We start from the raw sequence: 14,727 nt of genomic DNA on the forward strand, positions 1-14,727 counted from the left end.
AGAAAGAAGACCTAAAAAGACAAGTGTTGGTGTTAGAAGCTTACTGTGCCGAGCATGGTTGGTCTTATGAAGTTAATGAACTACACCCGACCCGTCTACGACCTCAGTCGGGGTTTCTGTCGTCTCATCGTAGATGCTTGCTTGAACCCTCCACAAAATGTAGGGGTTGAAGTAGAGGCTTCTACTCCACGATTATAGAGGCTGGTTCCCAACCCCTTTGCATAATTAAGCATTACTTGAGCCGCAGCAACATCTCTATCGCAGATATAACCGCAGTTAGAGCATTGATGCACTCGTTCGCTCAATTCTTTTTTCTTTTTATGACCGCAAACCGGACAAGTTTGACTGGGTGCAACTTGATGAGTTGGAACTTCGACAAAAACCCCTTGACCCTCATCAAGTTTGTACTTAATTAGCGACAAGATATTTCCGATTCCAACATCTAACAAAGAGCGATTTAAACCAGTTTTTTGAGCTTTTCTTTTACTGCCTTTCTTAGCTCTAACGGTCATTCCTTTTATGTTGAGCTTTTCGGTCGCCACCAGGCTATTACGGCTGACTATCTGTGCGGCGACTTGATGTTGCCAATCTTCTCTCTGTCTGGCTACTTTTTGTTGAAGTTTACTAACTTGTTTTCTAGCTTTCCTCCATCTTTTCGATGCCTTGATTTTTTTCTTGAAATTTGGCGAACGTTTCTTTCTTAACTTCTTAGAAACTTTTCTAACTTTCTGTTGGATTGAACCTAGAAATCTAGGATTATCTATTATCGTGCCATCGCTACAAGCAACCCCATGATAAGTTCCAAAATCTAAACCAACTGAATTAATATCTGTTTCTCTAACTGGCTGACAATCGACCGTGATAGAAGCGTACCATTTTTCTTGCTTCCAGATAATTGTGCAAGTTGACGGGAGCCCCCAAGTCCTAGCTTTGCCTCGAAGGGGGATGGCTCCTAAATTAGTTAAAACTAGATAACCGTTTTCTCCATTTGTTGAAGCTTTCCAACCAGATTTACACGGATATGTCCAGCCTCGGTAATCACGAGATGACTTAAATTTTGGTCTACCCCCTAATTTCTGAAAAAAGCGTTTATAGGCAAAATCGACTCTTTTTACAGTCGCTTGTCAAGCATGGCTACCTAGCTCTTTATATTCCTGCCAACACTCTTTAAAAGCTGGCAGAACATTTTGCTGGTCGAAATAATTAATTGACTTTCCAAACCGCTCGTATTCTACCTTTCTTTGATAGAGGCAAGCATTGTACAGTTCCTTATGGAGCTTCCTCCAATAGTGGAGTTTTTTCTCCTGTTTTTTATTTGGATAGAGTCTAAATGTTACTCGCCTGATTGCCATGTATGTATCGACCAACTATACTAAGAATCTATTTGAGCGAATGTAAGATGTCAAAATAAAGCCTAGAAAAGGTTCTCACAGCGTTTTTAGTGTACGGTTACACTTTGTCTTGGTCACTCATTACCGTAGGAAAGTAATAACCCCTCCGATGTTGAAGAGGTTACGAGAAATGTTTTGGCAGGTCTGTAGAAAGATGGATTGCGAATTGATAGAATTCTCTGGTGAATCAGACCACGTACACGCCCTAGTAGATTTCCACCCTAAGAACTCTATTTCTGCTGTCGCTGGCTCTCTCAAAAGTTCTTCTGCTAGAACTATGAAAAAAGATTTTCCAGAAGAAGTCTCTAAATTTTATGATGGCGTTTCTTTTTGGTCTAATTCTTATTATGTCGCCTCAACTGGTGGCGCACCTATTGATAAGCTTAAAGAGTACATTAAGTCTCAGGAAAAGCCAGTAGATTAATTGGATGTTCCGCTTCGCTACACATCCGTGCTATCCTTCCCCAATTTCAGCGAAGCGAATTTGGGGACTGCCGCACTCTCGTTCATGGGGTAAACCAAGATTGTTCTCACGCCTTTAAGGTTTGGGTTTCGCAGCAAGTCGTCAACGATGGGAACGACGTAACTCAAGCTTTTGCCCGAACCCGTTCCTGTGGTTAGTACATAAGGTTGATTCTGTCGGGCGCAGCGAAAGGCACTTTCTTGATGATGATAGAAATTAAAATTAGGAAAATAAGATCGGCAATCGGGATGCAGGATTCCTTCAGAAACGAGAGTATCGATATCGGCACTCCGTTTGTAGGCGGGATTGATTTGGATGAGGGGATCTTTCCACAGTTGCCCTTGGTCGAGTTCGCTGGCGACAAACTCTCTGACTTTGCGATCGCGAATTTTGAGAAAACTTTCGAGGTAGCGGCGGTAGTCGCTAATTACTTCGTCTCGGAGGTTGAATATATCTAGCGTATCGCTTTTGGCTTCGGCTTTTTTCTCTTGAGGGTGGATGCTTGCTTGGTGTTTTTCTCTTCCCAAACGGCGATCGATCCAATCGACAGTTGTTGGGCAAGGGACTCGCTGACGGTATCGGGGTCGATAATGTCTCCGAACTTGTCAAAATCCCAATCCTGGGGAATGGCAGAAAATAAAGCCTCAAGCTGTTCGTTACTGAGAGATTCTACTTCTTGACAGTCGAGTTTGGCTATTCCCATTCCCATGAGAGTGCTAGTCGCCGCGATTGCTTTTTTGTCTTGTTTGAGTAAATCTTGCAACCTAAAAACTGCCATTTATTTCTGCCTATCTCCCTTTGTTCGAGCCAATTGCCAATAATTTTCGTCGAGATGTTCTAAAAACTGACAACTCGTTTTCGTCCCAGAAACCATCAAAGCGCGCATGGCGCGAGAACAACCGACGTAGAAGAGACGGCGCTGGGCATTGAGCGCGATCGCGATTTCTTGGGGCGGCAGATTCTCCTCTATTTGTGGAAACGTACTTTCCGATAGTCCGACGACGACAAAAGGAAATTCCAACCCTTTTGCCGAATGTAGCGTCATTGTCTTAATATAAGGCGCTCTCAGGTCGATTTCCTTGCTCCCGACAAACTTGGCTTTGAGTCCTAGCTGGGTTAGTCTTTGGGCATATTGTTTTGCTCCTTGAATACTGGGACATAGAATCGCGCTGCCGTGTAGGGGCAAGCGATATCTTTTGGCACAGGTAATAAAAAAGTCGCGAATTTTCAAGATTTCTTCTCGTTCGTCGTCTCCTTGCCAAACTAAAGGCAAATCGCCGTGGTGGGGCGAGGGATATTGGCGAACGCAGTCTTCATCCCCCGCTTCTGTACCTGCTAGGATTTGAGCGCAGGCAGCGCTAATCTGTTGGGTATTGCGATAGTTGCGTTTGAGTAAGAGAGTGCGTCCGGCAACTTTCAAGTCGGCGTGGATTTGCTTCCAGCTAAACCCTTTTTGATAAAGCGATTGAGAAGCGTCAGCCGTCAAATATACGCTGTCAACCGAGGGGATTAGAGATAAAAGAAATCGCAAGGCAACAGGAGAGAGATCTTGTGCCTCATCGATAATGACAGCTTGGTAAGGCGGTGTAAAATCAGAACAAGAGACGACAGCCAAAGCTTTTCGGCGCAGTTGTTCCCAAGTCAGCGCGCCGTTTTTTTCCATCAAATCAGTCCAGGTTTGATAGGCTGCCCAAATGGCTTCGCGGAGGTTGGCTTTGAGTGGAATGCCCCGTCCGTTGCGAGAGGTGTTTTGATAATCTTCTAAACTGTTAAGCCCTCTCGATTCGATAATTTCTAAAATTTCTTGTAGGAGATAGGTAAGTCCTAATTTTTCTAAACTTTGGCAGCGAACTTGCCGATCGAAAACGTTTTTAGCGGGAATTTCTACGGTTTTGAGCGCGATCGCCAAACAATCCAAACATTGCTCTTCGCTGGCAAAAACCGTCTTTCCATAGGTTTTGACATAGTAGACCTCCTGCAAAAGTGTTACGCGATCGCATAATTGGAGTGGGAAAGAAGTTCATAATTATAAATGCCAGCAATCAAATTAAATCTCAACCCAAACCGTCTTCTTCGGTTGCGATATCGACTTGAAAGAATTCTGAATATTTTTAGACTGCGATGAATATTTTCAATTACAATCCTTTCACTTGCTAACTTACGATTAAACTTCTTTTGCTCTAGACTTAACTGTTGATTGCGCTTTTTTTGTTGGGAATTCTACTGTTGGGATGAAGTTTCTGAATTCCTTGATATCCTTTATCAGCCAAACATTCTATCTGTTGTTCGATTCCTATTTTACTATTTTTCCAAATCTTAAAATCATGACTTTTTCCCTTCTCATGAGCAATACAAAGAATTTGTCTCGTTTTTGCGTCAGCTAAAACTTGCGATTTTATCGTGTGACACTTTTGCCGACCACTGTAGTAAGCTTTTTGTTTTTTTCGGTCTTTCTATTTCATGTTCTGCTACATCTACTACGACAATTTCAATTTCTGTATTTTGGGGTTGAACAGCTTTTTTCCCAGGCAGATTGAAAAGTCCCGATTTCATTAAAATATCTTCTACTTTTCTGGTGATTCGTAAAGCCGTTGTCTCGTTTATTCCCCAGCTAGTTCCGATATGAAAATAGGTGCGATACTCTCGCCAATATTCAAGAGTCATTAAGATTTGGTCTTCTGCGCTTAATTTATTTGGTCGTCCTGTTTTTTTTGTAAGACTTTTTCGGCTTCTAGAACTTTTACCATCTCTTTAAACGTCTCTGGATATACTCCACAAAGCCGTTTAAACTCTGTCGGTTTTAAATTTTTTACTTGAGAGTAAGTCATAACTCGAATTGTAATTTGGTTTTATTTTACCTAACTTACTCTGACTTTTGCTGGAGGTCTAGTATTTATAAACGAGCGAATCAACTGTCGCCACTTCTACGCCCATTGCTTCGGGAGAGTTTCCCAACAGTTGTTCGAGGAGTTGTTGGGAATAAGTCACCAGGGCATTGGTGTAGGTGGTAAAGAGAATGGGTTTTATTCCCCATTCCAACAAGGTTTTCACTCGATAGAGGGCGAGGGTAGATTTTCCCGTGCCGGGACCGCCTTTGACGAGTGTGGAACCGTTACTGCCAAAAGAGAGCAATTTCTCTTGTTCGGGGTCGAGTTTGAGCAGGAAAGCGCTGATATCGCCACTGAAAAAGCGATCGAGGTCTTCGGGTTGTGCCAGGAGATATTCGGGTTGATTTTGAATCTCTTCAATGGGGCGGGGAAAGAGATTGTCGAGGATGCGACTGAGAATTTTATCGGGAATAGCTAAAGCAATTAAATCGTCTTCAGTTTTGACTCGGCATAAATCGTCCCAATGCTGTTGGGGTATTTGCCATTGTTGAAGTTGCTCTTGGGTCAAGATAAAGGGAAGAGGGCGACTGGCGATTGGCGAGCTAGTTGGGATAGAGTTGGAAGCAGTAGAATCTTCCCAGTTTTCGATCGCACGAGGAGAGGCAACGGGAAGAGCGAAGGCAGGAACTTTGGTTTCATAGGTGCGATCGTCCCGCTTGCGAATGCTTAACAGCTTAACCCAACCATCTCCAAAGCTGTAAAAAAGCCGATAGTCGCCTAAACGAACGCGATAGACGTTTTGTTTGTATCCTTTGAGCTTTTTCGCGTCCCCTTGGGCAGAAATTGGGTCTTTTTCGAGAATTTTGATTTTTCCTGCCACTTTTTTGCTAATGGCGTGGGGCAGGTTGAGTAGTTCGTTGAGAAAGGTATCAGTAACCAATACAGCCCTGGCTGTCATGTCGCTTCGCTCCAATTTACAATTTGCAATTCACAACCGTCCTGTACGGAGCGAAGGGAGTAGGAGTGGGGAATTAAAGATTGTTCTGGTCATGATAGGGAAAACGCAAACGTTAATGTAGTTTTAGTATTCCCAAGAGATTTGAAGAACTATCAGATGGCTTGCAAATTTAAAACAAAACCGAGCAAGACATTTTCCCCCGATAAGGTAGCAGGATTGTCTAAAACTTCTTTATCTTGTCCGATACGATATTCAATAATTATTTCTGAGTTTTGGCGGCTGGTTTCTCCTCCGGTTGGCGGCATAATAATTAATTCTCCTGTCGCGGCGCGCTCGAATCTGAGGTCGCGATTTGCCGAACAAAGTTGATAAAATTGTTCGTCGCTAAGTCGAGCCGTAGGTGGAAAATTTAGAGTTATCGCTGTCATATTTTTTTCTACCCTCGATTAGCAAGTCGAATATTCAAATATTATTGAATCTCAATGGTCTGCTATTTCTAAAGACGCGATCGCAGTTCCTTGATCGTGATGAATCTTCTGATTTTTGACATAATCAACCGCTTGTTGGAGCTGTTTGCTCCCCAAAGAAAATCCCCCATATCCTTCTTGCCAGTATAACTTGTCAGCCGATAAATTCTGATTCCAATAATGAGAACTACTACCTTTAATTTTTTTAACGAATTCTGCGATCGCTAAATGGGGAGGAATTGAAGCCTCAAAGCTTAATTCTCTTAAAAGAGAATCGCTCGACCTTAACACCATTCCCAACAACCAATCGATTTCAATCGATTTCCGCTATCAGACAGAGAATTCATTCTCTGGCTGTCTAATCGATTTTAATCAATTTTCGCGATCGGAGTAACTGACGGTAGTAATCGGCGGCACTTAATTGGTTAGTCGCGATCGCATCTCGCAGCAATTGATTGCTGGGGTGCTGGAGAAATCCCGTTCCTAAGAAAATTAATGCCTCCTTGACTCCATCGCGCAGGCGATCGCGTACCCGTTCCCCGTGCTGAATGGCTTCTTGATGATAAAATTCCAACAGGCACTTGTCGGCATCATCTACTCCTTCCGGTAGGCGAGAACGGTGGAATAGGCGATAAAACAAGCCAAACTCGGCAAAATTCTCTCCTTCAAGAATCTGTTCCAGATCGAACTCGATGTAAGTCAAGCGCGTCATCAAGGAAGAATCTCGCAGCAACCGCTAGCGCAAACCATTAGTCACAATGCCCCAGAGGTGTTCGGTGCGGTTGAGATATTCCTGCATCAGCGCGTGGGCAGATAGTCGCGGATTGCCCGATGGAGGACGTTCTTCTAACTTCAACCGAGAACCGATAATATGGATGGGAGGCTTATCTTCTCCTGATGATGCTCGGTGAGAAATAGCGTAAGTTTGCCCGTCTACGACCTCAGCTTTTGCCTGGTAAACTAGATGGTAGCCCAACAGTTCCAACAAAGGCACTGCCCAATATTCCCTTGTCAGGCTAGTAGCCGCATCCCCGTCTTCGAGTCGCGATAATCGTCTCTTAAAAGCTGCCCAATATGCTTTGGCATCGCCCCAGGCACAAGCAATCTCGTCTTCTAACTTATCGGTTTTCTTTAAACCAAAGTCTGTTGGGGATTGTCCTTTAAAATCGCCAGAAGACAAATCCGCAGTCAAATCGGCAGCGATTAAATTTCCTTCGATATAAAGCATAACGATCCGCAATTTAAGTAATTAATCCGAATATCTTGGAACCCAAATGGAAGTCCGTTTAAACGGACTTAAGCCATGAGACAGAGAATTTATTCTCTGGCTCACAATTGAGATTTTATAAAGGTTGAAACAGGTAAACGCCGAGAATGTCCATCGGTAATTGAGGCTTGACGCGAACTTGTCCTTCTTGCGTCATTGCTCTTACTCGTCGATGGGATTGTAAGAGAGATTGCGATCGCGTTTGGGCAATTTGTTCTAATTGAGAATCTAAATCTGGCAGGTGCGACAGCAGCCGTTCGATCGCTATTCGCTTGCGCTGTAAGGGCAAATCGTCTACAGGTTCTACTCGTTGCAGAAGTGTTAAAACTTCATCGTCGGATAACCATTGAGGCTGAGAAGGCGAACCCGTAAAACCCACAACTAAACATTCCTCTGCTAGTAAGGTCGAATGCTTGTTGCTTTCTAATAAGTACCGCAGGCGCAGTAAGAGAATCGAGGTTGGTACGGCTACGGCATCGGTGACTGTCACTCCGCATCGCGCCGCCGTCGGAGATTCCCGGTTTTCTAAAGCGTCTTCGAGTAAATACCGCGCCAATCCTTCTACTAGCGGATGGTTGCGTCCTACATACTCAACTCCTTCTGGTGCGGGATGGGAAAAAGTAATGAGACGCGGTTGATTTCCCAATGTAGGAATTAAGCAATGAGGAATATTGGGCAAATACCAGCCGTTTTTCTGTTTGATTAGGTAAGCTTTCAAGCGATCGCAAGCTTGCTTGACAAACTGCTCTACATCTGCATCATTACCTAAAATCCGGTCGGATTCGAGTAATTCCCGTTCGACTTCTTCGGGTTTAATCGATCGCTGGGCAAAGCGAGTGCGGTTTTGCTTCTCTCGCTCCACTGCCCTGTCCCAGTTTTGATGTACGGTAGCGACAGGGGATTGAGTATCTTGCAGCAAATCGAACAGACTTAGCTGACAATTAGCGGGGACTTTCTCAAATAAAGACTTGAAGACGGCTTCCTGTACCGTGGCACTATCCATCGGCACGGGAACAGTAATTCCTAACGTGCGGTAAATGGTGACGGCTTTGCGGATCAAGACTTCCAATACTGCCCCATCGACGGGGTTATCTTGTCCGTAGAGCAAGATGCACTTGACAGTGGGCAAGGGTTGACCGTAGCGATCGATCCGTCCTTCTCGTTGTTCTAGACGATTTGGATTCCACGGTAAATCGTAGTGAATGGCTGCGGTAAAATGCTCTTGTAGGTTCACCCCTTCGCTCAAGCAATCCGTCGCTACCATTACCCGTTGGGGAGAGGCTTTTAATTCATCCAAGCGGATTTCTCGTTCGTCTTTCGAAAGTCCTCCAGTAATGGCAATGACTCGGACGTTGCTGCCTTTCTTCTTCTCTAGTTCATCTCTAAGCGATTGGGCGACGTAGTTAGCAGTGGCAATGTAGCGACACCAGACAATCGGGTTTAATCCTTCTTTGAGTAAGTCTTTAACAAGAGCAATAAGCTGTTGTAATTTAGCATCTTTGCTTCCTTTTAGTTGCTCGGCAGCTTTGACAAATTCTCTTAACTTCCGTTTTTGGGATTCTCCATAACTCTGTTGTCCTTGTTCGACAACGACAGTGGGGGACACGTCGATCGCCATTTCTTGCTCGGTAGGATTGTAAACGTAAGTCGCTGCTAATTCCTCGTCCAACTCCCCAGCTAAAGAATCTGCACCTGCACCTTTGCCACTCAGACGAGATAAAGTTGCGATCGCAGCGGCGGGAGATGACATCACGCACCGGATAATTGCCAGTGCCGACCAGTAGCGTCCTCGCCGTTGGGCCTAGCTGAGACTGGCATCGGCTGTGTTGACTAATCCTCGTGCCAAGTCATACACCTGCTCGAACAAGGCGCGATACTCAGCAGAGAGTTGGTAAGGGGATTCCGATGATTCTCGTTGCGGAAAAGGTGTGTCGTTGCCCAACCAATTTTTGACATCAGCCCGACGACGTTGAACGAAGTGACGCGCCAATTCGATACGTTGAGGTTCCGTTAAAGCATTCAAATCCAACTCTTCAAATTCGGGTTTGAGTAACCCTAAAATAGACGTGAAAGAAGCCTCGATGTCGCTATGGGGCGTAGCAGTGAGTAACACCAAATGGCGATCGCCTTTTTGGGCAATTTCTTTAACTAACTGATAGCGCTGCTGTTGGGTGGCGCGATCTCCCGTCGAACTCGCTGTATGCACCTCATCGACAATTATACAGTTGCGGAGGACATATAGACTTCCCCGTTCAAATTCCGAATTATTTGCTTATTTTCGCGGAATTTTTCCCGTAAAAACGATCTATATCCATCCGCACTTTTACCGAAACCCGAATTTTGGCGATCGCACCTTTGACACTTTCTACGGTAGGATTGCTGCGATAGATGCGATCGCTGTCATACTTAACCTCTTTTTGACAACTCACGCGCCTAATTTCACTTCATAAGACTGGTGGCAGCTTCTTGTCTAATGACACTGCTAGGATGTTCCAGCAGCATCTTGAAAGCAGTCTCCTTTTCAGGACTATCTGGTAGTTTTCTCAAGCTCCGAATAATTTCCATTGCTTGCCAGACATCAATTGAGTATGTCAGCGCACATTCAGCTAACGGAATCGCTGCCTTGGGATTTCGTAGATTTCCCAAAGTAATAATACATCCCATCCGGGCTTCGGAAATGGGATGTTTTAGACTCTGAATGAGTTTGTCTAAATAACTGTGTTGCTGCTGCCAGGACTCAATATTAATTCCGCAATTGGGACAAACTACTGCTGTTGCAGGAAGCTTGATGAAACAATTAGGACAGAAGAAAGTAACCATTATTCACTTTCTACACGAGAGAACGGGCACAATGAATCCAGATGACAACATACTGCAATTACTCCTAAATGATACTTTTAGCACCTTCGATCGCGTCCTGGCAGGTCTGAGAATGGAACTGAAATCCCAGGAAATCGGCATTGTTCGCTCGGTCGGTCACGGCATTGCCCGCGTATCGGGTTTGCCCGGGGTGCAGTCGGAAGAAGTCGTGCTGTTCGAGGGCGATGGGTTAGGCATGGTCTTCAACCTCGATCCCGACGAGGTAGGCATTATTTTACTCGACAAAAGCGATCGCTTGAAAGCTGGATGCGAGGTGCGCCGTACCGGACGGGTGCTAGACGTACCCGTAGGCGAGACGCTGCTGGGGCGGGTAATCGACCCGCTGGGTCGCCCGCTAGACGGACGGGGAACCGTGGGAGTGGCGCAACGCTATCCGGCAGAACGGCAAGCCCCTGCCATTCGCGATCGCGCTCCCGTCACCGTGCCCTTGCAAACGGGGCTGAAAGTCATAGATGCCTTGATTCCCATCGGTCGGGGACAGCGGGAACTGATTTTGGGCGATCGCCAGACGGGAAAAACCGCGATACTCCCGTACCATCCATTTGGGGTTGCAAGTGGTACTGAAAGAACGCGCCCGGGCGGAAAATGCTGGCTTCAAAGGGATTGACTGGGCGGCAGCCGAAAAGCAACAGCGATTGGGCGCGATCGTCTTTGGTTCGGATCGGGAATGTGCGGTCAGTTCAACGAACAAATTGCCCGCTACAGCGTCGAGTGCCTCAACCGTCTCGCTCCCCAGCCAGCCGAGCGAACTGTCTTAGTCGTCGGCACTCGGATCGTTGCGCCTCTGGAAGCGCGGGGAGTGGCGATTGCTGCTAGCTTTCCCATGCCCAGTTCTCTGGCAGGCATTACCCCAATGGTTCAAGAACTGTTACTATACCTCGAAGCCTGGCGCTCCCAAGAGCAAATCGGTCGTATTGTCCTCCTCTACAACCAGCCTCGCTCTAACACCGCTTGCGAACCTCACCTCCATCATTTATTCCCCCTCGATCGCGCCTGGTTGGATCATTTGCAGCAGGAGCGATGGCACTCCCGTACCTTACCCACCTTTACGATGGACTGGACTCAGTTATTGGCTGCGCTAATCCGCCAATATTTTTTGGGAGCATCCACTTTTGGAAGAAACACCCAATCAGACAGCAAGTAAACCATTAAGATAAGCACAACGAACAGAGAGGATGTGATTGACACTTTCAACATTCCACTGTGCGCCAGAAATTTTGATCCTTAAACCAATTTGTTTAATTGCAGATTCAACTGCCCCTGAACCGATAGAACATAATTGTTCAGCCTGATAATAGCTGTAATTGACAATGCGAGGGAGATGTTTTTCCAGATAAGCGATGAAATTTTTAGCTTGTTTACCTCGGCAATGATTAAATAGGGTCTTGGCCGCTTCTACCTGACCTTGCCACAACAGAGTTTCCGCAGCTTTGAGTCGCTTTAAAGAACCACCAACTTTATAAAGATTTTCCTTCAGGTGATACCAATCCAAAATTTCACAGCGAGAAAACTGGTCTTGTCCAAATTCTCTCACCAGATTCCAGACACCATCATGTCCATCTCCCAAGCAAACAAGAGGGTCTAACAACTGTTGGCTATTGACATAATCAATTAATGATTGGTTGTCATCAAAAAATGCACCATAGTAAATCCCTTGCAGACGAACGGTTTTATAGTCTCGCCAGTGGCAGCCTGCTTTCGGTTTACCCCTGAGTCGGACTTTTCCTCCATCTACGCTGACTTCTGAAACTGATTGTTTAGCAAGTGGTAGTTGAAAATCTTGTGACAGCACTAGTTGTTGTTGTGTTGAATGACCAACTTTTACTCCTGTCAATGCCTCAATCTCGATTTCTGCTTTTTGGTATGATTCGTTAGCTGATAACCTCAAACAGCACTTTTGAAGTAATGGACTTAGGCGAGTTCTTGGCTTTAAACCTAGTCTAATAAGCTGTTTGGCTTTTAATTTCAGTTCCCCTACTAGGCTTTTTATTTTCCTAGTTTTACCTACTTTTGTTCCAGTTTTTGTTCGATAAAAAAAGGGCTATTTCTGGGCTGACTAGTTCTAATACTTGACTGCGAACTGTTTTTTCTATGCCTTCAAGGTCTGTCAGCTTACTTTTGTCTGCTTCTTCATACAGCAGTGTTGACAATTCTTGTAAGCAGGCTTTGATCCGTTCTTGTTTCTCTTGGTTCATTGTCAGCGATCGCACAGGATTATTTCCCTTTACATTTTCCCATAAATGGTAAATCTTCCAAAACTGGATGCTCCCTATTTTTTCGTCTGCTTGTATCGCGCTTTCGCCGAATCGCTCAAGAGTGAAAACGCTAGCCGTCTCGCCTCGATGCAGGTAGCCGAGCAAAACATCGAAGAGCGACTGGCACGATTGAACGCTCAATTTCAGCACGAGCGTCAGACGCAATTACTCAAGAGATCCTGGAAATTGTCGCAGGGGCTGAAGCGATCGCGCAATCTTAATGATACTAATCATTAATTAGGAGCGCATGGCTGCTTCAACCAATTCGGGAACGGCTTGAATTTGCTCCTGAGTCACCATCAAGTTCGTAACTGCTCGCAGCGAGTGCGAACCAATGGCTAAAAGCGCGACTCCCTTCTCTTGAAGGTTCTGCGCTAAGGTTTCTGCTGGAATCGCTTTAGTTTGAAAAATAACAATATTGGTTTGCACATCTTCGGGATCGATCGCAATTCCATCAATTTGTTGCAATCCCTTCGCCAAAATCTTGGCGTTAACATGGTCTTCTAGCAATCGTTCTCGATGGTGTTTTAGCCCGTACAATGCCCCCGCCGCAATAATCCCTGCCTGCCTCATTCCGCCGCCAAACATCTTGCGAAACCGCCGCGCTCGTTTTATTAACTCTTTAGAACCTACCAATGCCGAACCTACGGGTGCTCCCAATCCTTTTGAGAAACAGACGCTGACGGTATCGAATGGCTTGGCATAATCGGCTTCTGAGATACTTGTTGCCGCGCAGGCATTCCACAAGCGCGCTCCGTCGAGGTGCAGCTTGAGATTGCGCTCTTGACAAATGTGAGCGATCGCTTCAATCTCGGATAAGGGAAAAATCCGCCCTCCCCCGCGATTGTGCGTATTTTCCAGGCACACCAACTTGGTCTTGGGAAAGTGATAGTTATCGGGACGCAACACCCTTTCTACATCAGTTGCCGAAAAGATCCCTTTATTGCCCTTAATTAACCGACACATTACCCCCGACAATGCGGCTGGCGCACCACCTTCATAGTAGTAAATATGGGCTTCAGACTCCAGAATAACCTCATCTCCCGGTTCGGTATGAACTCGCAAGGCGACTTGATTGGTCATGGTGCCAGAGGGCATATAAACCGCTTCTTCTTTGCCCAAGAGTTCGGCGACATAGGCTTCTAGGGCATTAACTGTTGGGTCGTCGCCAAAGACATCATCCCCAACCTCTGCCTTCGCCATTGCTTCGCGCATGGCGGGGGTGGGTTTGGTAATCGTGTCGCTTCTAAGGTCGATTATCATATTATTAAAATTCGTTGTTAGTCGTTCATTGTTAGTGGATAGTATTTCTACTTTCTACTAACCACTAACTACTTGATGGGTAGCCGACTGAAGAACAGAGGGATTAAGAACTTGATTGAGCTTGCCACTGCGATAGCCTTCCAAGTCTAGGGTAACGTAGACAAATCCATAGCTTTGAAAAGTCGATACCAGTTGAGGTAAGTCGGTAGTGAGAACAAACTCTTTGATTTGCTCTGGCAGTAATTCTATTCGGGCGGTATCGCCTTCGGAACGAACGCGCAGATTCTTCCAGCCTAACTTGCGCAAATAAACTTCTGCTCGACCGACTCGTTGCAGTTTGGCAATGGTGATTTCTTCGCCATAGGGAAAGCGAGAACTCAAACAGGGTTGGGCGGGTTTGTCCCACCAAGACAGTCCCAATTGCTTAGACAGTTGACGAACTTCTGCTTTAGCGATTCCTGCTTCTGCTAGGGGCGATCGCACGCCTCTTTCTTTTGCTGCTTGAATTCCCGGTCGATAGTCTTTGAGGTCGTCTGCATTGACTCCATCGACGACGTAGGGATAGCCTCGCTCTAGGGCAAGCGGTTTTAGGGTGTCGTGGAGTTCGCTTTTACAAAAGTAGCAACGGTTGACGGGGTTGGCAGTGTAGTTGGGATTTTCCATTTCGTGGGTTTCTACCAACTCGTGGCGAATGCCAATTTCATCCGCCTGGATTTGCGCGTCATCTAGTTCTTCTGGCAGCAGCGAGGGAGAAACTGCGGTTATGGCTAGAGCGCGATCGCCCAAGACATCATAGGCAATTTTAGCAACCAAGCTGCTATCGATACCCCCAGAATATGCGATTAACGCCCGCTCCATTTCGGCAAAAATAGCTTTGAGTCGTGCTAGCTTTCGTTCGAGCATTTTGGATCGATCGGCAGTTAGTCGGTATTTATAATCGATCTTATCTCTTTCG

Annotated in this window: 18 protein-coding genes and 3 pseudogenes; 4 read left to right on the plus strand and 17 right to left on the minus strand. The window is 45.7% G+C overall.

All coding sequences use genetic code 11. The features are described from left to right. Positions 1 to 95: 95 nt before the first annotated feature. Positions 96 to 1,352, minus strand: a pseudogene (locus PLE7327_RS17960) (RNA-guided endonuclease InsQ/TnpB family protein). Positions 1,353 to 1,407: 55 nt separating this feature from the next. Here PLE7327_RS17960 and tnpA point away from each other — a divergent pair. After that, positions 1,408 to 1,815: an IS200/IS605 family transposase gene (gene tnpA / locus PLE7327_RS17965; RefSeq protein WP_041392318.1), complete on the plus strand. Its 408-nt coding sequence runs from the start codon at positions 1,408 to 1,410 to the stop codon at positions 1,813 to 1,815. A 17-nt stretch (positions 1,816 to 1,832) separates the two neighbouring features. Here tnpA and PLE7327_RS22850 read toward each other — a convergent pair whose 3' ends face one another. From PLE7327_RS22850 to PLE7327_RS18015, 13 genes and pseudogenes are all read right to left on the minus strand, one after another. After that, entirely contained in the window at positions 1,833 to 2,381 is a 549-nt protein-coding gene (locus PLE7327_RS22850; protein ID WP_051036464.1) for a DEAD/DEAH box helicase, read from the minus strand. After that, positions 2,309 to 2,632 (minus strand): hypothetical protein, encoded by a 324-nt coding sequence (locus tag PLE7327_RS17970; RefSeq protein ID WP_051036465.1) that lies wholly within the window; start codon positions 2,630 to 2,632, stop codon positions 2,309 to 2,311. The genes PLE7327_RS22850 and PLE7327_RS17970 overlap by 73 nt, the downstream gene beginning before the upstream one ends. Continuing rightward, on the minus strand, positions 2,633 to 3,835 hold the full coding sequence (locus tag PLE7327_RS17975) for a 3'-5' exonuclease (protein ID WP_051036466.1): 1,203 nt from the start codon (positions 3,833 to 3,835) through the stop codon (positions 2,633 to 2,635). 5 nt (positions 3,836 to 3,840) lie between these two features. Beyond that, positions 3,841 to 4,682 (minus strand): annotated as a pseudogene (locus PLE7327_RS23640) (IS5 family transposase). A 58-nt stretch (positions 4,683 to 4,740) separates the two neighbouring features. Continuing rightward, the gene (locus tag PLE7327_RS17985; protein ID WP_041393537.1) at positions 4,741 to 5,640 is read right to left on the minus strand and encodes a UvrD-helicase domain-containing protein; all 900 of its coding nucleotides are present in this window, start codon (positions 5,638 to 5,640) and stop codon (positions 4,741 to 4,743) included. 152 nt (positions 5,641 to 5,792) lie between these two features. Continuing rightward, positions 5,793 to 6,068, minus strand: a complete 276-nt coding sequence (locus PLE7327_RS24090; RefSeq protein ID WP_041392320.1) for a Uma2 family endonuclease — start codon at positions 6,066 to 6,068, stop codon at positions 5,793 to 5,795. 51 nt (positions 6,069 to 6,119) lie between these two features. Beyond that, positions 6,120 to 6,401 (minus strand): transposase, encoded by a 282-nt coding sequence (locus PLE7327_RS17995; protein WP_083888309.1) that lies wholly within the window; start codon positions 6,399 to 6,401, stop codon positions 6,120 to 6,122. A gap of 64 nt (positions 6,402 to 6,465) precedes the next feature. Then, entirely contained in the window at positions 6,466 to 6,819 is a 354-nt protein-coding gene (locus PLE7327_RS25440; RefSeq protein ID WP_041392322.1) for a hypothetical protein, read from the minus strand. Positions 6,820 to 6,843: 24 nt separating this feature from the next. Continuing rightward, positions 6,844 to 7,335, minus strand: coding sequence for a hypothetical protein (locus PLE7327_RS25445; protein WP_041392324.1), 492 nt, complete (start codon positions 7,333 to 7,335; stop codon positions 6,844 to 6,846). A gap of 115 nt (positions 7,336 to 7,450) precedes the next feature. Beyond that, positions 7,451 to 9,124, minus strand: coding sequence for a helicase-related protein (locus PLE7327_RS18010; RefSeq protein ID WP_051036467.1), 1,674 nt, complete (start codon positions 9,122 to 9,124; stop codon positions 7,451 to 7,453). Positions 9,125 to 9,175: 51 nt separating this feature from the next. Further along, the gene (locus PLE7327_RS25450) at positions 9,176 to 9,580 is read right to left on the minus strand and encodes a hypothetical protein (RefSeq protein ID WP_051036468.1); all 405 of its coding nucleotides are present in this window, start codon (positions 9,578 to 9,580) and stop codon (positions 9,176 to 9,178) included. Positions 9,581 to 9,638: 58 nt separating this feature from the next. Continuing rightward, positions 9,639 to 9,803: a hypothetical protein gene (locus tag PLE7327_RS24950; protein WP_186005334.1), complete on the minus strand. Its 165-nt coding sequence runs from the start codon at positions 9,801 to 9,803 to the stop codon at positions 9,639 to 9,641. 10 nt (positions 9,804 to 9,813) lie between these two features. Continuing rightward, positions 9,814 to 10,194: a HEAT repeat domain-containing protein gene (locus PLE7327_RS18015; protein WP_041392326.1), complete on the minus strand. Its 381-nt coding sequence runs from the start codon at positions 10,192 to 10,194 to the stop codon at positions 9,814 to 9,816. A 31-nt stretch (positions 10,195 to 10,225) separates the two neighbouring features. On the opposite strand from PLE7327_RS18015, the pseudogene PLE7327_RS18020 reads away from it, so the two are divergent. Both PLE7327_RS18020 and PLE7327_RS18025 read left to right on the plus strand, forming a co-directional pair. Next, a pseudogene (locus tag PLE7327_RS18020) lies at positions 10,226 to 10,780 on the plus strand (F0F1 ATP synthase subunit alpha); the annotation flags it as partial. 141 nt (positions 10,781 to 10,921) lie between these two features. Further along, positions 10,922 to 11,398: a F0F1 ATP synthase subunit gamma gene (locus tag PLE7327_RS18025; protein WP_051036469.1), complete on the plus strand. Its 477-nt coding sequence runs from the start codon at positions 10,922 to 10,924 to the stop codon at positions 11,396 to 11,398. Here PLE7327_RS18025 and PLE7327_RS18030 read toward each other — a convergent pair. Beyond that, positions 11,384 to 12,449, minus strand: a protein-coding gene (locus PLE7327_RS18030) for an ISKra4-like element ISPle1 family transposase (RefSeq protein ID WP_144266138.1) whose coding sequence is annotated in 2 segments (ribosomal slippage) — positions 11,384 to 12,293 and positions 12,292 to 12,449 — 1,068 coding nt in all. Because the reading frame shifts where the segments join, the coding sequence is not laid out codon by codon here. The genes PLE7327_RS18025 and PLE7327_RS18030 overlap by 15 nt on opposite strands. Positions 12,450 to 12,494: 45 nt before the next feature. Here PLE7327_RS18030 and PLE7327_RS18040 point away from each other — a divergent pair. Further along, positions 12,495 to 12,746: a F0F1 ATP synthase subunit gamma gene (locus PLE7327_RS18040; RefSeq protein WP_041392330.1), complete on the plus strand. Its 252-nt coding sequence runs from the start codon at positions 12,495 to 12,497 to the stop codon at positions 12,744 to 12,746. Here PLE7327_RS18040 and ltaE read toward each other — a convergent pair whose 3' ends face one another. Together ltaE and larE are read right to left on the minus strand one after the other, a co-directional pair. Continuing rightward, complete coding sequence (ltaE, locus tag PLE7327_RS18045; protein WP_015145218.1) at positions 12,747 to 13,772, minus strand: low-specificity L-threonine aldolase; 1,026 nt, start codon at positions 13,770 to 13,772, stop codon at positions 12,747 to 12,749. It abuts the gene before it with no gap. A gap of 57 nt (positions 13,773 to 13,829) precedes the next feature. Continuing rightward, complete coding sequence (gene larE / locus PLE7327_RS18050; RefSeq protein ID WP_015145219.1) at positions 13,830 to 14,675, minus strand: ATP-dependent sacrificial sulfur transferase LarE; 846 nt, start codon at positions 14,673 to 14,675, stop codon at positions 13,830 to 13,832. Between the last annotated feature and the right edge of the window lie 52 nt (positions 14,676 to 14,727).

The organism is Pleurocapsa sp. PCC 7327 (assembly GCF_000317025.1).
Lineage (GTDB): Bacteria > Cyanobacteriota > Cyanobacteriia > Cyanobacteriales > Microcystaceae > Hydrococcus.